Genomic DNA, 18028 nt, shown 5'->3' with positions numbered 1-18028 from the left:
AAAGATGACGGAGTGGATCGTCTCGGTGTTCCTGGTGATCGGCGCGGTCTTCGCGCTCATCGGATCCCTCGGGCTCGCGCGCCTGCCCGATTTCTACATGCGCCTGCACGGGCCGACGAAGGCCACGACGCTGGGGGTCGGATCGATCCTGGTCGCCTCGGCCGTGCATTTCAGCGCGCAGACCGGACGGCTCAGTCTCCACGAGCTGCTGATTACGCTGTTCCTGTTTCTCACCGCACCGGTGAGCGCGCACCTTCTGGCGAAGGCGGCCACGCACCTCCGGGTGCACACGCGGGCGCGGCGCTACGGACCGTAGCGTTCCCGGAAGTCAGCGCATGACGGGCGCCTGGAGGAGTATCGCCCGAGTTGCTCGCTGCGAAGGCCGTCGGCGTTTCGAGCCGGGCTCCGCGGAGGGCAGGTTGAACAGCCACCGGCAGGCGGCGATCGCCGTGGAAGGCGAGGCCGCCGGCCGGGCGGGGATCAAATGCGCCTTGCGCTGTCGCCGTGGGCGCGCGCCTCGGGCTGTGCGGACACCGTGCTTTCGCCCGCACCTGCGTGCTGCGTCGTCTGGCGGCGCACCACGTCCTCGAGCGTGATGCCTTTGAGGAAGTCGTAGAACACCTTGCTCAGGTCGTCCCACATCTCCGCGGTCGGGCTGTGTGTCTGACCGAGCGCCGGGCGCTTCGCCTCGATCTCGGCCGGGCCGTCGACCGCCGCCACGATGTCGGCGAGACTGATGTCGCTCGCTGGCCGCGTGAGGATGTAGCCGCCGCCCGGGCCGCGTACGCCCTGCACCAGGCCACCGCGGCGCAGGTACGCAAAAAGCTGTTCGAGATAGGACACCGATATCCCCTGTTCTTCGGACAGATCGGCGACGTTGAGCGGACCGTCCTTGTAGTGCAGCGCGAGGCTCAGGGTGGCGGTCACGGCGGATTGGGCTTTCGTGGACATTCTCATAACGGCACCTCTTCCTTTGTTAGTTGGTGGACTCGCCGCGATGCGGCGGTTCGTCTGCGACAGACCCGGCGGCGATCGCCTCCGCGTCGCCCCGGTCCGGGCCGCTAGGGCGTCCCGGCAAGACATCGTTGTCGGCTTCCAGCGGCGCCAGGGCGGCCGCCCGCTTCTGGCGGTCGAGCACGAGGGCGACGAGGGTACGAAAGGCGTTGACGTCGTACTGGTCGAACATGAAGCCCGCCCCGTTTCCCGCAACCCGCACGACGAGCGCCGGCATGCGGTAAACGCGGGTTCCGCCCTGCTCCTGGAGGAGCAGTACGAGCTCGACCTTGGCGTTGGCGTGGAGGCTCGCCGCGGCCGTCTCGACGAAGAGTCCCCCGATGCTGATGTTCCCGATGCGACCGTGCAGCAGGCACAGCGGCTGGTTGTCGATGACCACATCGACTTCCACCGGTTTGCGTGCTCCCCAGCGCCTTTCCATGCCCATGTATGCTTCCTCCGTCTCTTCCGTTGTCCGTGGTCGCCCTGTCGCAAGCGCGAGCGCATCCCCGGGGCGGGTCGCCCCTGATACCGGGGCGGTTCTGCCCCTGCTGCCTGGTTCGGGAGGCGCCGCGGCCTAAATCGTGCGCGGCAACGTGGGTTTTATACTGGAACCGGAAAAGCCACGGAATTGGGAGATATACCAAACTTAGTCAGGGTTTTTCCCTAAGGTCTTCTTGTGGCAAAACCATCCTCATCAGTTCGGCCAGGCTGCGGGCCTGCAGCTTTTGCATCATCTTTGCGCGGTGAGCCTCGACCGTTTTCTGGCTGATGTTGCGTTCCGCCGCGATCACCTTGTTCGACTTCCCGGACACCACGTCGTTCATGATCTCGTGCTCGCGCGGCGTAAGGAGGGCAAAACGCGCCGCGACATCGGCCCGCTCCAGCCGCTGGCGGTAGCGGCGCCGGGCGCGCTCGATGCACTCGGTGACGCGGTCGAGCAGGGCCTGGTCGCTGAACGGCTTGGTGATGAAATCGACCGCGCCGGCGCGCATGGCATGTACCGCCGTCGCGACCGTGGCGTGCCCGGTGATGAAGATGATGCCGATGTCGATGCGGCGTGCGACCAGCTCCTTCTGCAGGTCCATGCCGCTCATGCCCGGCATCCGGATGTCGAGGACGAGGCAGCCGGGGCGCGACGGATCGTAGGCGTCGAGAAAGTCCCGGGCGCACGCGAAGGTCTCGACCTTGAGCCCGGCCGATTCGATTACCCAGCGCAGCGAGTCCCGAACGCCCGCATCGTCGTCGACCACGAAGACGGTGGCATCATCTTTCATGCGTCTGTGCCTCGAGTGGAATCGTGAAACGGAAGGTCACCCCGCGGTCGAGATTCGGCGTCACCCACAGCCTGCCGCCGTGCGTCTCGATGATCGTCCGGGAGACCGCGAGCCCGAGGCCGACGCCGTCGGGTTTGGTGGTGAAAAAGGGTTCGAAGAGTTTCGCCGCGAGGCGCGGCGGGAGCCCCGGGCCGGTGTCGCTGACGGACACCTCCACCTCGCCGCCGTCGCCGACCGCCGTGCGCACGACGAGCTCGCGCCGCCCGCCGTCGGCGCTGGCCAGCGCCTCGGCGCCATTGCGCAGGAGGTTCAGGATCACCTGCTCGATCTGGATGCCGTCCACGCACACGCCGGGGAGGTTCGCCGCCAGCTCGAGCGAAAGCACGATGCCTTTCTTGCGCGCCTCCGGCTCGGCCAGCGCGGCCGCCTGGGAGACGATGGCGTTGATGTCGTTCATCGCGCGCTGGGGCGCGCGCCGCGAGACGAACCGGCGCAGGTGCTGGACCACTTCCGCGCCGCGCTGCGCCTGCGCCACGATCTGCTCGAGCGCGTGCTGGAGCGGCTCCCTGTCCTGCTCGCCCTGTCGAAGTCGTCGGACCGTGCCCTGGGCGTAGTTGATGATCGCGGTGAGCGGTTGCGCGATCTCGTGGGCGAGACCCGAGGCCATCTCGCCGATGAGATTCACGCGCGCCGTGTGGGCAAGCTGCTCCTGGCGAAGTTGCGCCTCCTCCTCCGAGCGTTTCTGCTCGGTGATGTCCCGGCCGGTCGCGACGAAGTGCGTGATCCGTCCGCCCGGATCCTTGAGCGGCGTGATCGCCTTCGCCTCCCAGTAAAGCGAACCGTCCCGGCGGCGGTTCAGAAACTCGGCGCGAAACGTCTCGCCGTTCAGGATCGTTTTCCAAAGGCGGGCATAGAACCCGGCATCCAGCGTGCCCGACTTCATGATCCTCGGAGTGCGTCCGAGCACCTCCTCGATGGTGTAGCCGGTGATCCGGCTGAAGGCCGGATTCACGTACTCGATCCGACCTTTCGGGTCGGTGATCAGCACGGCGTCCGCCGTCTGCTCCACGGCGCTCGCGAACTTCTGCATTTCTTCCTGCATCCGCCTGCGCCAGCGGATCTCGTCCTTGAGCTGATGGTTGAGCTTCAGCACATATGCCGTGACGCCCGCCATGAGCAGCAGGACGAATGCGCCCGCGACGAATCCGTACCAGTGTTCGCGCATCAGCTCGGTCAAGCTGCTGTCGGCCATGCGATGATGGCCGAGGTGCAGCGCCTCGTAGAGCGCGTGCACCGGTTGGTACGACGGCGGAACGGTCCAGCCGGCGTGACCGGCGGCGCGCGCCGCGGCATGGGTTTCGGGCATCTCGAGCAGGGCGACGGCGACCGCGCGGGCGAGCGTTTCGGGCGTATTCCGCGTGGCGGCCAGGGGCCACTCGGGATAAAGGCGGGTGCTCGTGAGGAGAGGGAAGTCGGGAACCTGCACGGGATTCACGACGCGAAACGCATCGAGCGACGCCTTCCCGGACGCGACCAGGTTCTCGAGAACGCCGGTCGGGACCACGCCGGCATCGACCGCGCCGTCGCGTACCGCGTCGACGATCGCCTCAGGAGTACCTTCGCGCAGCTCGAGGCGTCCGAGATCGCGGAAGGGGTGCACGTTGGCCGCCTCGAGCTCGCGCCAGACGAGATGGAAGCTGCCGAAGGTCTGGTCGCCCGCGGCGAGCAGGGAGCGTCCGCGCAGGTCCGCCAGGGTGCGCACGGCCGGATGATCGGCGCGCGTGAGCAGGACGGCACCGAACTGCGAGCGGGCTTCCTCGTGCATCCGCATCCGCCGGGTGACGATGGGCGTGAGGTCGTAGAGGTCGTCGAGGTCGACGTAATGACCCGGGTGGGTCAGGACGAAGGCGACCGTTTCGCGTTCGACCGCGAGGCGCAATCCTTCCAGGTCGAGCGGCACGACGACGAAGCGATTATCCGGAATGCGTTCCGAGAGGTAGTTCGCGGTGGGGGCCCACCGGGCGGCCGTGTCGGCTTCCGCCGGCGTGGCGAGCACGCCGATATGCACCGGTGGCGCGGCTTGCGCGAGCCCGGCGGCGAGCGCACTGCTCGCCAGCAGGAGCCGGGTTGCCCGAGTCGCGCGCTGCATCCCTGACCGTTCCCAGAGGGTAGATCCTTAGTCTAATCCGTCGGGCCGGAGGCCAAAACCGCTTGCCTCAAGGCTCGCCCGAGCGGCGGCGCGTCCGGCTCCGATCGGCCACGGCCGGACGGGGGGCGAGCGCGGCGCGGGCGCGCGCGAGCAGCGCTTCGTACTGGGTGGCGGTGAGCTGGGTGAACATGAGCCCGGCCCCTTCCGGACCGGAGCGGGTTACGATCGCCGGAAGCCTGAGGAGGCGGGTAGCGTCCTGTTCGTCGTTCGGCACGACGAGCTCCACAGGCGTGTTGGGCAAGAGCGCGATCCGGGTGCGGATGTAGGCCCCGCCGCCGCTCAGATCCTGCAGGCGCCCTCGAATCAATCCCAGCGGGCGGTATGCGAGGGTGACGGGCAGATCGGCCGGACGTCGGTCGCTCCAGCGGTGTTCCATTCCCATGCCTTCTCCTCCTCTTCAGCGCGCCGTCGACCCGAAACGAGGACCCGGCGGGGCCGGCCGGGGAGCGGGATGGGTGACGGGAACACCTTTTATACGTGGTGCTTTTGCGTCCCTGTATGCGGGTTTTCACCAGACCGGACACGGGTAAACCCGCAGCGAACCCCGACGGACGGTAGCGCGAGCGTGCCCGGCGGACTTCCGGACGGACCGGGCCTCAGGGTGGGGTAAGGGCGTTCAGGCGCGCAGCCCGCGGCGCCCGTTGGGTTGAGACACCATCGCCCGCAACCGGGATGCGTCGAGCACCCGCACGTCACGGCCCTGGACTTCGAGCAGGCCTTCGTCGTGCAGCCGCGTGAAGAAGCGGCTGACCGTCTCCAGCGCCAGCCCGAGGTAATCGCCGAGATCCTGACGCGACATCGACAGCGTGAAGCGGTCTTCGAGCGCGCCGAGTCGCTTGTAGCGCGCGTTGAAATTCAGGAGACACGCTGCGAGGCGCGCCTCCGCGCCGAGATGACCGAGCATCATGAGCAGCTCCTCGTCGCGCACGATCTCCCGGCTCATGAGGCGGACGAGCTGCTGGTTGAGCGCGGGGGTCCGCCCGGCGAGGTGATTGAGATCCGCCCAGGGGATCTCGCAGAGCTCGGTCTCTTCGAGCGCGACCGCATCGCAGGGGAATCGTCCCTCGTCGATCGCATCGACGCCGATCAGCTCCCCGGGAAGATAGAACGCGGTGACCTGCACGCGGCCGTCCTGCGTGAGCAGGTTCGTCTTCACGCTGCCGCGGCGCACCGCATAGAGCGAGAGCAGGGGATCGCCCATGCGGTAGAGTGTCTGCCCTTTCGCCAGGCTGCGCCGCCGGCGCACCACGTGTTCGAGGGCGAGCAGGTCGTCCTCCTTCAGGCCGTTCGGGAGGCAGAGCTCCCCGGCATCGCACCCGTGACAGTTCACCCGCTTCTGCGACAGCGCGATGACATCGGCTCCTTCATTCGCTTTCTTCATGATGTTCTCCCTGTTCGAAGTCCGTCGGGCGACGAGGGCCCGATCCGACCGTCGTCTATCAAACGGCATACCTCCCAGAGCACGTAATCGAGAACCGCGGGCGGCAGCGCATGCCCGGCGAGGTGGATCGCGAGGACGCTTCTGATCTGCTCCGGATCGAGGACACCGTGGTGTTTCCGACTCGGTGGTTCCACCGTTCGCGGACGGGCGCTGCGGGCACGGCCCCGCCCGGCGGCTTGCGGGCGGCCCTGGAGGAGATCCGTCATCGAGCGGGAACGGGCATGCGCGGGTCCTGAATGCCGATCCCTGGGAACGCGTGGCAGCGTATCCGACATCAAAAGTCTAGGTCCTGGGGCACCACGGCTGAATTGGGAACAGTACCAGCCGTCATTGGTATTTCTACGGGGGAGGGGGGAGATGCATCAGGTGCACGAGCTCCGCAAGGGAGCTCGCCTGCATCTTGTCCATCACCTTCGCCCGGTGGGCATCGACGGTTTTGACGCTGACCTTCATCTCGGCGGCAATCGCGCGGTTCGTCCTTCCGGCCACGACGCCGTCCAGCACCTCGCGCTCGCGCGGCGTCAGGGTGGCGAGACGGCGTGCGACCTCTTCGCGCTGCCGCCGTTCCTCCCTTCGCCGCACCGCCTCGGCGACGCACTGCTCGATCCGGTCCAGCAGGTCCTGATTGTTGAACGGCTTGATCAGAAAATCGACCGCCCCGGCGCGCATGGCGCGAACGGCGTCCGGCACCGTGGCGTGCGCCGAGATGAAGATGATGGGCAGGATGGAATGCTTGTCGGCCAGGCGGGTCTGGAGGTTCAAGCCGCTGATGCCGGGCATGCGCACGTCCAGGACGAGGCACCCGGGCCGATCGTGACGATACGCGTCGAGGAATGCCTGCGAGGAAGCGTAGGTTTCCACCGTGAAGCCTGCCGATTCGATCACCCACTTCAGCGAGTCGCGTACGGCCTGGTCGTCGTCGACCAGATAGACGACGGCATTTCTATCCATCGGTCTGTGGCTCGATCGGCAGCGTGAAGCGGAACGTGGCGCCGCCGCCCGGGTTGTTCTCCGCCCAGAGGCGGCCCCGGTGCCCATCGATGATCGAGCGCGAAAGCGCGAGGCCCATCCCCATTCCTTCCTTCTTCGTCGTGTAGAAGCGCTCGAAGAGGCGGGGAAGCTGATCGATGCGGAGGCCCGGCCCGGTGTCGATCACGGCGACCTCGACATCGCGGCCGCCGTTCACGACGGTGCGCACGGCGAGCGAGCGGCGTCCGGGCGGCGCAGCCTGAAGCGCGTCGATCCCGTTGCGCAGCAGGTTCAGGACGACCTGCTCGATCTGGATGGCGTCCGCCCACAGCGCCGGCATGGCCGGCGCCAGCTCGAGGCGGAGAACGATTCCGGCGCGGCGCGCCTCCGAGGCCGCGAGCGTCGCGGCTTGCGAGACGATCGTGTTGATGTCGATGCGGGCGGGGGTGGTCGTCCGCTTCGATACGAACTCGCGCATCGTGCGGATGATGTCGCTCGCCCGCTGTGCCTGTGTTGCCATCTGCTCGACCGCCCCGAGGAGCGTGCCGTCGTCCGCCTCGCCGGCGCGCAGGCGCCGCACGCACTCCTGCGCGTAGCTCGCGATCGCCGTGAGCGGCTGGTTGACCTCGTGCGCAAGGCCCGAGGCCAGCTCGCTGATCATGCCGGCGCGCGCGGCGTGCGCGAGCTCCTGCTCGCGGCTGCGCGCCCGCTCGGACGCTTCGCGCAGCTCCGTCATGTCGAGGCCGGTGGCGATGACGAATTCCACTTCCCCGCCTTCGCCCAGGAGGGCCGTATTCGCCCAGTGGATCCAGCGTCGGCGCCCGTCCCGCGTGATCCAGTAGTTCTCGTGCTGGTTCGGGAACTGCCCGGCCGCGAGCCTCGTGAACACCTCGTTCACGGTCGCGCTTTCCTCGGGCAGGATCAGGAAGTCGGCCAGACGGCGCCCGCGCACCTCTTCCAAGGTGTAGCCGGTCGTGAGCTCGCACTGGTGATTGAAGCGTGCGATGCGACCGTCGCGGTCGAGCACGACGATCAGCGCGCCGACCGTGTCCAGGATGGCCGAGCCGAAGTTGCGCTCGCTCCGCAGGTCCTGCTCGGCCTGTACCCGCGCGGTCACGTCGAGCAGCGTGAGCACGAGCCGTTCGACGCGACCGCCGGGGTGCTTGACGGGAATCAGCGCCCAGTCCCAGAAGCCGACGCCGCGCTCCGGGTTGTTGCGGTACTCGAACGGCTTCGCATGAAAGAAGCGCGGCGTCCCCGTTTCCACCACCTCGCGGAACACCCGTTCGTTGTCGGCGTCCGGGTAGAGCGCGAAGTGGTTCTTGCCGGCGAAGTCGGCCGGATCGCGTCCGTCCGCCTCCGCGTACGCCCGGTTCACCCAGAGAAACCGGAAGTCCGTATCCAGACAGGCCATGAGCAGATGCGTGTTGTTCACCACGCCGTCCAGAAGCCGATTGGCCTGCTCGACGGCCTCCCGCGCGGCGCGCTGCTCGCTGATGTCGCGAAGGCGCACGAAAACGCCCAGGACCCGCCCGTGCTCGTCGCGGTGGGGTACGTATACCGCGTCGACGAAGCGCGGGCCGCCGTGGAGATACGGCACCCTGCGCTCGTAGCTCACGCGCTCGCCGGCCAGCGCCCGGCGCAACGGCTCGCGCACGACGGTATCGTAGGCTTCCTGCCCGATCACGTCCGCGACGGTCTTCCCGTAGATGTCGCCCGGCGAGCAGCCGAACCATTCCTCGTAGACCCGGTTGTTGAACCGGTAGCGTTCCGCCGAATCGACGTAGGAAACGGCGGCGGGCAGGTTGTCCGCGAGCAGGCGGAGGAGCTCCTCGTTCGATCGTTTCGCCGTCTCGTCGTGCCGGCGTTCCTCGAGGAGGCGCCGGCGCTCGGCGAGGAGCGCCTGGTTGCGGGCGGCGAGACGGGTCTGGGCCGCCTCGAGCTTCTCGAGCGCCGAGCCCATCGGGTCGGTCGTGGTTTCGGTGCCCCCGTGGGAGGCGTGCGTCGGTCGCGCGGGACCCTTTGACGCGCCGGAGGCGCGGCCCGTCTTGCCGAGCGCCTTCGACGGGTGCGAATGACGTTTCATGCGTCGCGCGGCCGGAGCCTTTCTGCGAGTAGGCTTAGTCATGCTAGCGCCGGGGTATTGGTGCGTCCACCTCGGGTGCCGGCAGGGATCGGGCGGGTTAAGATGGGGCGAAAGCACGGCCCATCAACGGAGAAGCAATGGACGAGGCCTTGTGGCAGAAGATCCGCCAGGCGGCGGAGGAGTCGATCAAGGATCCCGGGAAGCACAAGAAGGAGCTGCCGAAGGCCGAGCCCGCGTCCGGTCAGAACTTCGTGGTCGTTTTCCGGCACGGCGAATCCGAGGACAACGTGAACCGCATCTTTTCCGGCTGGCGCGACTCGCCGTTGACCGCGCGGGGCCGCGACCAGGCGCGCGTCCTCGCCCCGAAACTCAAGGCGCTCAAGATCGACCTCGCCGTGACCTCCGATCTCGTGCGCTCGAAGGAGACGGCCCGGCTGGCGCTGGAGCAGGTGCCGGGAGTGCGCTTCGAGGAGGACTGGCGCATCAAGGAACGCAACTACGGGGATCTCATGGGCAAGAGCAAGGAGGACGCGATGCGCATGGATCCGGAGAAGGCCGTCCTCTGGCGTCGCGGCTACGATGTCCCCCCGCCGAACGGCGAGAGCATCCAGATGGTGGAGGAACGCGTCTGGCCGTTCCTGGACGAGCTCGTCGCCCGCATCAAGCGCGAGCGCATCAACGTGGCGCTCTCGCTCCACGGCAACTCCATGCGCGCGGTGCGCCGCTACTTCGAGAAGATGGACATCGTCGAGGAGCTGACGCACGAGAACCCGCTCGGCACCGATTACGCCCTCTACGTGATCGACTGAGGTCCCGATTCGCGGGCGGTCGTGGCGGCAGCCGCGATCGCCGGCGCCCGGAAACCGAGACGCACCCACACCGGCACGAGTCCGACACCCACGACGATCAGCGCGGAGATCCAGAGCGTCCGGGACCCGATCCCCGCCGGCGGCGGGCTCTCGACGAGCCACGCCCCGATTCCCGTCAGGAGACAGAAGACCGAAAAGGCGGCCGCCACGGCGGCGAACGCGGCGCGAGCCAGGCGCCGAGGCCCGTCGGCGCGGGCCTCGCCGGCCGCGTCGGCGACCGGTCCCCAGAACCCGGGCGGATGCGCGCGCCGGTAGAACGCGATCAGGCGAACGCGATCCTCCGGGCCCGTCACGAGCGAGGTCGCGACGCCGGCGCCCGTGGCCGCCGTCGCCATGAGCAGGAGGCGCAGCGCGTCCTGCTCGTCGGTGAACGCGTAGAGCAATGCCGGCGCGAGGAGCGTGGAGACGACGATCGTGGCAAGTTCGCCCCAGGCGTTGATGCGCCACCAGATCCATCGCAGCACGAGCATGACGCCCATGCCGGCGCCGAGAAGAAGGCTGGCTCGCCAGGCGGTCTGAATCGACGAGAGCCACGGCAGGATGGCGACCGCGATCGCGAGAATGAGGAGATTCGCGCCGCGGGCCACCCACACGAGCCCGCGCTCGGACGGGCGTCGCTTGAGCCACTGTTCCCAGAGCAGACGCTTGTAGAGGTCGTTGGTCCAGTACGACGCGCCCCAGTTGAGGTGCGTGTCGAGTGTCGAGGCGAGCGCCGCGAACATGCCGACGAGCATGAGACCGCGAAGCCCTGCCGGCAGCACCTCCGCGATGCCCTCCACGTAGGTGCGTTCGCGGACGCCCGCCTGCTCCGCGAGCGGCGCGCCGAGGTCCGGCGGAAAGAGGACGAGGAGGCCGAGCGCCAGGGGAAGCCACAGGAGGCTGCGCAACAGCACCTGAGCGAAGGTGAACACCACCGCCGCGACGCGCGCATCGCGATCGGTGGCGCAGGCCATCGATCGCTGCGCGAGGTAGCCGGTGCCGTCCGCGTTCATCTGCACGAGCCATTGCAGGCCGACGACGAGCAGCAGCAACGCCGAGGTGTCCTTCGCCCTGTCGGGCGTGAAGGCGAGCAGCTCGCTCGCCGAAAGCCCGGCCGACCCGTCCTCGGGAAACAACCGTTTGAGATGCGATACCACCTCCTCCATGCCGCCCGCGCGGTCCACGACGAGCCACGCGAACGCGGCGGTCGCGATCATGGCGACGGCGAACTGCACGACGTCGGTCGCGACCACGCCTCGCAAGCCGCCGGTTGCGGAATAGAGCGCGGTGACCGCGACGATGGCGCCGAGCGAGAGCAGGTTCGCCGCCGACCGCTCCCAGACGTCGGCGCTACCGGGTTCGAGCACGGTGAGCGGGACGCCGACCCGCTCCATGAAGCCGGCGAGGGGATCGAAGACGGCGGCCGGCAGCCAGTCGTGCCACAGCAGAAACGGCTCGGCGATCTGCGTCGCCGCGAGCAGTACCATCGCGAGCACCGTGCAGTTGAACACGGTCCCGAAGTACAGCGCCTTGATCGCCCGCAACCAGAGCGCCGCCCGCGTCCCGTAGCGCACCTCCGTCAGCTCCGCATCGGTCAGTACGCCCGACCGGCGCCACGCCGCGGCGAACACGAAGCCGAGCATGAGAAAGGCGAGCGCGTAGATCCAGAGCCGCCACAGCGCGAAGATTCCCGCCGTCGCCACGAGTCCCGTGACGAGCAGAGGCGTGTCGGCCGCGAACTGCGTCGCCGCCATGCTGATTCCGGCCTGCCAGCCCTTGAGGGTGCGCCCGGCGAGAAAGTACTGCTCGAGGCTGCGCGACGCATGCCGCCGCGAGCGCAGGCCGGCCGCCAGGCAGTAGACGATGAAGGCAATCAGCAGACCGGCATCGAGGGGATGCATGGGCCCGAGACTAACTGCCTTGGTTCGCGGGTACTACCCCGAAGCGGCCACCTATGGCCGCGGCGGGACGCCGCGCGCGAGTTCCGCGCCGGCCCTCCAGGCAGGAACGGATCGCGGGCGAAAAAAAGCCCCGGGGCCACACGAGCCCCGGGGCAATTCGTTCGGAGGAGTCGCTACCTCGGAACGAAAGCCACAACAATCGCGACGATGATGAGCGCCACGATCAGCGCCATGAAGTCCTCGGCGCGGTCGCTCTTGAAGATGGAGAGCGCCGTGCCGCGCTCGAACTTGGGTTTGTCAGCCATGGCAGTTTCCTCAGATCTTTTCGTGGACGAAGAGCAGGATCACGACGAGCGAGCCGATCGCCTTGGTGAGGCCGACGACGGTGCCGATGAAGAGCGGCTGCCCGCCCGCCTGGGCGATCGAGCTGAACGTGATCTGCATGCCGAGGCCGGTGAGGCCGAAGGCGAAGAACCAGACGATCAGATCCCGGAACCAGGCGATGCGCTTGGCCGTGTGGTAGACCGCCTTGTGCGAGTCGGAGAGAACCTTGTTGGCGTCCTTCGACAGCACCTTCGCGTTGACCAGGCCGCGAAGAGTGGTGTCGTGGTCGATGGAAGCCACCTTGCGCTCCGCGATCAGCCGCTCCAGGGCCGCCCGCTGGTCCTCGCGCTGGACCTTGGGCAGCTCGGCCTGCAGCAGCGCCGCCTGCTCGTCGGTCACCATCTTGCTCGTGGTCTTGCCCGTGACCTTGTCGGTCTTGACCATGACCTTCTCGGAGTTGTCGAAGTACTTGCCCTGATAATGCTGCGCCGGGGCGAAGATACCCGTGGTCGAGAGGGCGAAGAGCAGGATGAAGCCGAGCACGAACACCGGGAACTTGCCGACGATCACCTGGCCCAGGTTCACGCGGTCACCCGTTACCTCGCGCTTCACGTACCACACCGCGAGCCACATCACGATGATCGGCAGGAACAGGATGCGGGTGATGTTGAAGATCTCGGCGACCTTCAGGGTCTCGATGCCGTTCGGCTGGAAGATCAGCGCCGCGGCCGCGACCTGCGCGGAGTTGAGGATGCCCGTGCCCGCCCACGCGCCGAACTGGATGTAGCCCAGGCCCAGGGCCCGACCCACCGGCGGGAAGATGAACATCATGAGCACGCCCCAGAGCAGGATCGTGCCGATGGTGTAGGCGATCTCGGAGGACTTGGCCTGCACCACGGGGGCCGATGCCACCGCCGCCGAGACGCCGCACACGCCGACACCGGCGGAGAGCACACCGCCCAGGGAGTTCGAGACGCGCCGCAGCCGCCCGAGCCACAGCACCATGCCGACCGAGCCGAGCACGAAGAACCCGATGAGAATAATCGACAGCCCGCCAAGCTGGGTGAGTTCCGCGGCCGAGTACAGGGCGCCCAGCAGGATGACGCCGCTCTTCAACCCCAGGCGCGACAGCCGCACGCCGTTCTCGGCCCATGACGGCACCTTGAACAGGTTTACCACGACCATGCCGGCGATGATGCCGAGCAGGATGTAGTTGAAGCCGAGCGTGGACGCGAAGTCCCAGCCGATCGCGTCCTTGGACATTTTGCCCCACATCTTGAAGAGAGGCTCGGCATAGTATTTGACGACGAAGACCAGCAGCAGGATGAACATCGCACCGGCGATGGTCGAGAGGTAGTAATCGAAGTTGCCTTCCCTGGGGGAGGCGAGCATCTGCCAGAGCCCGACCACCACGGCGATGGCGCCGAAGATGTAGCCCATCGTCACCATCTCGCCGGCGAGCTTCGTGGTCTGCAGGTTTTGCAGCACGCCGTTCAGCATTCCTTGTTGCACCAGCCACGCGTAGCCCACCATGATGACGCCGATGATGAACAACCACGGCGTTTTCTTCGTGTAGACCATATCTATGTACTCCTCCTCCGGTTGGTGAGAATGCCGTCGCGCGGAAGCGCGTCGGCATGAGTCGCCTATCTGATTGTTTCCCGTGTTCTAATCGCCCTGCCCGGAATGTCCTTTCCGGTTGCCCGACGATCTTCCAGTAAGGCGATCCGGGTGCGAAATAGGTACGCATACGTACGTAGCGATACGTACGTCGACGAGCCGGCAGGGTCAGGAAACGGTTTCGGAAACGCCCGGGTCGGGGGAGGACAGGTCGAGCCCGCTCGCCTGTACGATGGCGGCCAGCTCGAGCACGGAGAGGGCGCCGAGCTTCAGCATCATGCGGCCGCGGTGGACCTCGACGGTACGGGAACTGATGCCCAGGGCGCGGGCGATCTCCTTGCTGCTGCGCCCGCCGAGCACGTGCACGGCGATCTCCCGCTCGCGCGCGGACAGCCGGGCGAGCTTCGAGCGCGCCTGTGCCTGGACGGCTCCGACCGCCCGCTCGCGGGTATCGACGACGATCGCTTCCCTTATGCGAGCGAGCAGCGTGTCGAGGTTGACGGGCTTCTCCAGGAAATCGACTGCCCCCGCTTTTACCGCGCGGACGGACAGGGGGATCGTGCCGTGCCCGGTGAGGAAGATGATGGGCATCCGTATGCGGCGCGCTCCCAGCTCGGCCTGCAGCTCCGCGCCGCTCATGCCGGGCATCCGCACGTCGAGGATCAGGCAGCCGGGTTGCTCCGGCCGATAGCGCTGGAGAAACGCCGTCGCGCTGTCGTAGGCCTCGACGGCGAAACCTTCGACCTCGAGGAGTCCGCGCAGGGCGTCCCGCACCGCCGCGTCGTCGTCGACCAGGAAGACGATCGGGTTCATGTGGCGCGCATCAAGGTGAAGTGCAGGACGGCGCCCCGCTCCGGGTCGTCGGCCCAGAGCCTGCCGCCGTGCGCCTCGATGATGGTGCGGCTGACCGCGAGCCCCACGCCCAGACCATCGGGTTTGGTCGTACGAAACGGCTCGAACAGGTGCGCGCGCGACTGCGCGTCGAGGCCCGGCCCGTTGTCGCGCACGGTGACCCGCGCCATCCCGGGGCCATCCTCGCCCGCGGAAATCTCGATCCGTCCGCCCGGCGACCCGGCGAGGCGAATCGCTTCGATGCTGTTGCGAAGCAGGTTGACCAGCACCTTCTCGATCGCCGTCCGATCGACCAGCACGTCAGGCGCCTCGTCGGCCCGAAGCCGCAGATCGATGTTTTCCGCCGCGGCGTCGGCGGCGGTCTGTGCCAGAACATCGCGGATGAGGCCGGTCAGGCCCACGCGATCCGTCCGCAGCTCGCCCGCCCGAAGGAATCCGCGGATCTGGCGGATGACGCCCGCCGCGCGGTCCGCCTGCTGCACGGTCCGTTCCAGATTGAGCCTCAACTGATCGCCCGTTCTTCCGCTCTCGAGCAGCCGCAGGTTCGTGCGGCTGTAACCGGCGATGGCCGTCAGCGGCTGGTTGATCTCGTGCGCGAAAATCGAGGCGAGCGCTCCGAGCGCATGCTGATGGTACAGCCGCTGCAGCTCCTCCTGGTTCGCCCGCGCCTGTTCCTCCGCCCGGCGACGGTCGTCCTCGCTGCGGTGCAGGGCCCGCGCGATCAAGGCGGTGATCAGCGTGAGCATGGCGATGTTCGCGAGGGCGAACAGCGCGAGTCCGAACTGCGGGCGGTAGTACTGTTCCCGGCCGGCCCACGCGATCAGCCAGCCGACGAGCATGGGCAGGCCGATGGCGGTCGGCAGCAGTCGGCGCGCCACGACCCCGCTCGCGTCCTCGCGCAGCGTCACGAGCAGCAGGCCCTCGTCCGGACGGGCGGCCAGTATTCCGAGGGCGAGCAGCAGCAGCGCGAGCGCGGAGTGCAGCGAGACGTCGCTGTAGAAGACCACTTCGTAGAGGGCGAGGGCGTCGTACAGGTGCGCGACCACGCCGAGGAGGGCGATCGCGCCGGCAACCAGCGCCAGCCAGTCGGCGGGCCGATGACCGTTGCGCAGCCGGATATCGAGCAGGAGCAGCGCGAGACCGATGAGCACGAGATCGACGGCGGTGCCGGCCGACATGCGGCCCGGGAAGCGCCGGGACTCGAGATCGCGGAACACCAGCTCGTCTATGCCCAGGTCGACGTTTGCGAGGTATTGCACGAGCGTCGCCCCGCCCACGAGGATGGCCAGCGCCGCGAGCAGACGTCCCGCCCGCTGTGCGGCAGCCGGTCGCCCGACGGTCAGCAGGCCCAGGGCCGAGCCGCACAGCACGAGCGCGAATGCGGCGTTCGCCTTGAGCCGCGGCTGACCGGGCAGCGCGCTGGAGAGCAGCGGTTGATCCAGCATCCACCCGACGAGGGCGATCAATCCGGTTCCGGTAACCAGAACCGCCACCGCGAGCGCAAAGACGCGAAAAGCCCGGTGCAGCCGTCGGTGGCCGGCGTCGTTCACGGGATCGGAAAAACGAGCTGTGCTCTGGAGGCGAAGGTCACCCATGGAGGCTGCCGGCATGCGCGCGCGAAGCCATACTAGTAACGCCGTCATGGGATGACAATGAGCGTGCCCTACGTGCCGCGCAACACTCTTCCCACCATCTTAACGACTACCCGGATCCCGCTGTCGATCTCTTAGGTCGCTAAGCAGCGAACGTCGGCCGGAGTTGCAGAAACCGCTCGATGAAATGCTCGCGCTGGCGGAGCAGGGGCGGAGTGTACTTGCCATTTCGCGGCGTCAGCCGGAGGCAGTCTCGTAGTACGAGTTCCGCCCGTTTCGCCTTGTAAGTGCGTAAGTAGGGGGCGATCTGTTCAAGCAAGGAAAGCGCCTGACGGTTATCGATCGCGTAGGTGACGCTCGGGGTATGGTTCGATTTGGCGGTTCGCTTCCTGGTAATCCTGCGCCAACCATCTGCAGAATATAATCGAGCGAGTCGCGTTCAGTATTGCTGATGCGGATCACGAGCTGCCGGTTGTCGGTCACGTGTCGGCGGGAGAGCGAAATCGTTCCCTCGCCGTCAATGACGCCGGCAATGTAAGCCGCCTCCTCTGGCGTCAGGCTGCGCACTCTGCGGTACGCGGCCATCAGGTCCTCCCTGGTTTTTGAGGCACAAAAAATGAACCCCTTGCCCGTAAGGGTCAAGGGGTTCTCTCGTATGGTGGAGGCGGCGGGACAGCTGTTCCGTATCTTTCGATACGGGCTGGACTATGCCTTCATCCCGTTTCCGGGATGCGGGGCGTGTTATCCGTTGCCGGATCCTAGTGCCGGCTCCGCCGCTTTGGCGACTCAGCCGGTCTATAAGTCTCTACAGGGCAGCTCGGGTTGGCCCCTCGCTACCCCTCGGCGTTGCCATACCACCTCTCGGTGGCGCAGGGTTCGCCGAATGAGCCCCGTTTTCACTCTGCCCTCTCGAGCAGAGGCGACCATGGTGTTAATCGAACCCGCGTCCGCAAGCCCTACAGCTCCGGTTCTACATGCGTAGTCTGTCTTTGATTTGACCTGCCGCTCTCCGACAGACGGGATCGTCGACAGGCTTAGCCTGCTATTGGTTTAGCGCCCCACCAACAGACACGATGAAGCGCGATCCCGTGTAATCGACCCCTCGGTCCCGGCCCACGGGAGAAACGCTGGGCGAGAGGCTAGCGGGGATTAAGCCGCTAGGGCGTAGTTGTCGTCGTTGGCAACTATGTTGGTTGCAGCTGGATTTACGAGGAACTCTGCACCTCGGCATGCTCCAGAGGTTTCGCGACCCACGTCGAAGCCGATCGCCCCCATGCAAGGCATAGTAGGGTCTGGTGGCAGGCAAAACAAGGGCGTTCGCCGTCAGCGGGCCTTCATGGCGCGCTCGACCTCGCGCGCGCTTTCGCGGGCCTTCAGATCGGCGCGCTTGTCGTGGAGCTGCTTGCCGCGGGCAAGCCCGATCTCGAGCTTCGCGCGCCCGTGCTTCCAGTAGAGCGAAAGCGGCACGAGCGTGTAACCGCGGCGCTCGACCGCGCCGAAGAGCTTGCCCAGCTCCTCGCGGTGCAGCAGCAGCTTGCGGGCCCGGCTCGGGTCGGGCCGGACATGGGTCGAGGCCGATGTGAGCGGGGAGAAGTGCGTCCCGACGAGCCACGCCTCGCCGCCCTCGAGCCGCACGTAGCCCTCCTTCAGCTGTGCGCGGCCGGCACGCAGGCTCTTCACCTCCCAGCCCTGAAGCGCGAGGCCGGCCTCGTACTTCTGCTCGATGAAGTAGTCATGGCGCGCGCGGCGGTTCTGTGCGATCTGCGAGCCGGCGGCGGTTTTTTTCGGTTTGGGCATGGTGAGAAGTCGGCGCGACGCCGGATGCATCTATTATAAGTGAGCCGGGGCGATTGGGACCGACGGGCGGAGGTGGGCAGGCGGGTCGACCCGCGACTATCCTTCGGGCAGCAAGAACT

At 67.3% G+C, this 18028-nt stretch carries 16 protein-coding genes and 1 other RNA gene; 2 read left to right on the top strand and 15 right to left on the bottom strand.

What is annotated here, in order from left to right; translation table 11 throughout:
• The first annotated feature begins 4 nt into the window (after positions 1 to 4).
• Complete coding sequence (locus SVA_RS12140; RefSeq protein ID WP_096461472.1) at positions 5 to 316, top strand: Na+/H+ antiporter subunit G; 312 nt, start codon at positions 5 to 7, stop codon at positions 314 to 316.
• A gap of 164 nt (positions 317 to 480) precedes the next feature.
• On the opposite strand, the gene SVA_RS12135 is transcribed toward SVA_RS12140, so the two are convergent.
• The 8 genes from SVA_RS12135 to SVA_RS12095 all read right to left on the bottom strand — a co-directional run bounded on the left by SVA_RS12135 (position 481) and on the right by SVA_RS12095 (position 8975).
• The gene (locus tag SVA_RS12135) at positions 481 to 951 is read right to left on the bottom strand and encodes an Rrf2 family transcriptional regulator (protein ID WP_169924070.1); all 471 of its coding nucleotides are present in this window, start codon (positions 949 to 951) and stop codon (positions 481 to 483) included.
• A gap of 25 nt (positions 952 to 976) precedes the next feature.
• Positions 977 to 1441 (bottom strand): PilZ domain-containing protein, encoded by a 465-nt coding sequence (locus SVA_RS12130; protein WP_096461471.1) that lies wholly within the window; start codon positions 1439 to 1441, stop codon positions 977 to 979.
• Positions 1442 to 1646: 205 nt separating this feature from the next.
• The gene (locus SVA_RS12125) at positions 1647 to 2270 is read right to left on the bottom strand and encodes a response regulator transcription factor (protein WP_096461470.1); all 624 of its coding nucleotides are present in this window, start codon (positions 2268 to 2270) and stop codon (positions 1647 to 1649) included.
• Positions 2260 to 4419, bottom strand: a complete 2160-nt coding sequence (locus SVA_RS12120) for a PhnD/SsuA/transferrin family substrate-binding protein (protein ID WP_096461469.1) — start codon at positions 4417 to 4419, stop codon at positions 2260 to 2262. The genes SVA_RS12125 and SVA_RS12120 overlap by 11 nt, the downstream gene beginning before the upstream one ends.
• A 67-nt stretch (positions 4420 to 4486) precedes the next feature.
• Positions 4487 to 4861 (bottom strand): PilZ domain-containing protein, encoded by a 375-nt coding sequence (locus tag SVA_RS12115; RefSeq protein WP_096461468.1) that lies wholly within the window; start codon positions 4859 to 4861, stop codon positions 4487 to 4489.
• 234 nt (positions 4862 to 5095) lie between these two features.
• Positions 5096 to 5860 (bottom strand): helix-turn-helix domain-containing protein, encoded by a 765-nt coding sequence (locus SVA_RS12110; RefSeq protein WP_096461467.1) that lies wholly within the window; start codon positions 5858 to 5860, stop codon positions 5096 to 5098.
• Positions 5861 to 6259: 399 nt separating this feature from the next.
• Positions 6260 to 6871 carry a response regulator transcription factor gene (locus tag SVA_RS12100; RefSeq protein ID WP_096461465.1) on the bottom strand — a complete coding sequence of 204 codons (612 nt, stop codon included), beginning with the start codon at positions 6869 to 6871 and terminating at the stop codon, positions 6260 to 6262.
• Positions 6864 to 8975, bottom strand: coding sequence for a PAS domain-containing sensor histidine kinase (locus SVA_RS12095; RefSeq protein ID WP_169924069.1), 2112 nt, complete (start codon positions 8973 to 8975; stop codon positions 6864 to 6866). Before SVA_RS12095 ends, SVA_RS12100 begins: the two co-directional genes overlap by 8 nt.
• A gap of 137 nt (positions 8976 to 9112) precedes the next feature.
• Here SVA_RS12095 and SVA_RS12090 point away from each other — a divergent pair, with 137 nt between their 5' ends.
• Positions 9113 to 9784, top strand: a complete 672-nt coding sequence (locus SVA_RS12090) for a histidine phosphatase family protein (protein ID WP_096461463.1) — start codon at positions 9113 to 9115, stop codon at positions 9782 to 9784.
• Here SVA_RS12090 and SVA_RS12085 read toward each other — a convergent pair.
• The 7 genes from SVA_RS12085 to smpB all read right to left on the bottom strand — a co-directional run bounded on the left by SVA_RS12085 (position 9769) and on the right by smpB (position 17909).
• Positions 9769 to 11724, bottom strand: a complete 1956-nt coding sequence (locus SVA_RS12085) for a sodium:solute symporter family protein (RefSeq protein WP_096461462.1) — start codon at positions 11722 to 11724, stop codon at positions 9769 to 9771. The genes SVA_RS12090 and SVA_RS12085 overlap by 16 nt on opposite strands.
• Positions 11725 to 11897: 173 nt before the next feature.
• Positions 11898 to 12029, bottom strand: a complete 132-nt coding sequence (locus tag SVA_RS20290; RefSeq protein ID WP_269456912.1) for a hypothetical protein — start codon at positions 12027 to 12029, stop codon at positions 11898 to 11900.
• Positions 12030 to 12039: 10 nt separating this feature from the next.
• Positions 12040 to 13629: a YeiH family protein gene (locus tag SVA_RS12080; protein ID WP_096461461.1), complete on the bottom strand. Its 1590-nt coding sequence runs from the start codon at positions 13627 to 13629 to the stop codon at positions 12040 to 12042.
• Positions 13630 to 13836: 207 nt separating this feature from the next.
• A complete protein-coding gene (locus SVA_RS12075) occupies positions 13837 to 14481 on the bottom strand; it encodes a response regulator transcription factor (RefSeq protein ID WP_096461460.1) in 645 nt (214 codons plus the stop codon).
• On the bottom strand, positions 14478 to 16115 hold the full coding sequence (locus tag SVA_RS12070) for a sensor histidine kinase (protein WP_148665459.1): 1638 nt from the start codon (positions 16113 to 16115) through the stop codon (positions 14478 to 14480). Before SVA_RS12070 ends, SVA_RS12075 begins: the two co-directional genes overlap by 4 nt.
• 929 nt (positions 16116 to 17044) lie before the next feature.
• Positions 17045 to 17378, bottom strand: a transfer-messenger RNA (tmRNA) gene (ssrA, locus tag SVA_RS12060).
• Between the two features lie 57 nt (positions 17379 to 17435).
• On the bottom strand, positions 17436 to 17909 hold the full coding sequence (smpB, locus tag SVA_RS12055; RefSeq protein ID WP_096462937.1) for an SsrA-binding protein SmpB: 474 nt from the start codon (positions 17907 to 17909) through the stop codon (positions 17436 to 17438).
• Between the last annotated feature and the right edge of the window lie 119 nt (positions 17910 to 18028).

The organism is Sulfurifustis variabilis (genome assembly GCF_002355415.1).
In the GTDB taxonomy this organism is placed as follows: domain Bacteria; phylum Pseudomonadota; class Gammaproteobacteria; order Acidiferrobacterales; family Sulfurifustaceae; genus Sulfurifustis; species Sulfurifustis variabilis.
The sequence above is the reverse complement of the archived record's forward strand: the minus strand, read 5'-3'. Positions and strand labels throughout refer to the sequence as shown.

Coding starts and splice junctions, on each gene's coding strand:
- SVA_RS12075 (WP_096461460.1), bottom strand. CDS start 14,481: ATGAACCCGATCGTCTTCCTGGTCGACGACGACGCGGCGGTGCGGGAC.
- SVA_RS12110 (WP_096461467.1), bottom strand. CDS start 5,860: ATGAAGAAAGCGAATGAAGGAGCCGATGTCATCGCGCTGTCGCAGAAG.
- SVA_RS12100 (WP_096461465.1), bottom strand. CDS start 6,871: ATGGATAGAAATGCCGTCGTCTATCTGGTCGACGACGACCAGGCCGTA.
- SVA_RS12130 (WP_096461471.1), bottom strand. CDS start 1,441: ATGGGCATGGAAAGGCGCTGGGGAGCACGCAAACCGGTGGAAGTCGAT.
- SVA_RS12125 (WP_096461470.1), bottom strand. CDS start 2,270: ATGAAAGATGATGCCACCGTCTTCGTGGTCGACGACGATGCGGGCGTT.
- SVA_RS12140 (WP_096461472.1), top strand. CDS start 5: ATGACGGAGTGGATCGTCTCGGTGTTCCTGGTGATCGGCGCGGTCTTC.
- SVA_RS12135 (WP_169924070.1), bottom strand. CDS start 951: ATGTCCACGAAAGCCCAATCCGCCGTGACCGCCACCCTGAGCCTCGCG.
- smpB (WP_096462937.1), bottom strand. CDS start 17,909: ATGCCCAAACCGAAAAAAACCGCCGCCGGCTCGCAGATCGCACAGAAC.
- SVA_RS12120 (WP_096461469.1), bottom strand. CDS start 4,419: ATGCAGCGCGCGACTCGGGCAACCCGGCTCCTGCTGGCGAGCAGTGCG.
- SVA_RS12090 (WP_096461463.1), top strand. CDS start 9,113: ATGGACGAGGCCTTGTGGCAGAAGATCCGCCAGGCGGCGGAGGAGTCG.
- SVA_RS12095 (WP_169924069.1), bottom strand. CDS start 8,975: ATGAAACGTCATTCGCACCCGTCGAAGGCGCTCGGCAAGACGGGCCGC.
- SVA_RS12080 (WP_096461461.1), bottom strand. CDS start 13,629: ATGGTCTACACGAAGAAAACGCCGTGGTTGTTCATCATCGGCGTCATC.
- SVA_RS12115 (WP_096461468.1), bottom strand. CDS start 4,861: ATGGGAATGGAACACCGCTGGAGCGACCGACGTCCGGCCGATCTGCCC.
- SVA_RS12085 (WP_096461462.1), bottom strand. CDS start 11,724: ATGCATCCCCTCGATGCCGGTCTGCTGATTGCCTTCATCGTCTACTGC.
- SVA_RS12070 (WP_148665459.1), bottom strand. CDS start 16,115: ATGGGTGACCTTCGCCTCCAGAGCACAGCTCGTTTTTCCGATCCCGTG.
- SVA_RS20290 (WP_269456912.1), bottom strand. CDS start 12,029: ATGGCTGACAAACCCAAGTTCGAGCGCGGCACGGCGCTCTCCATCTTC.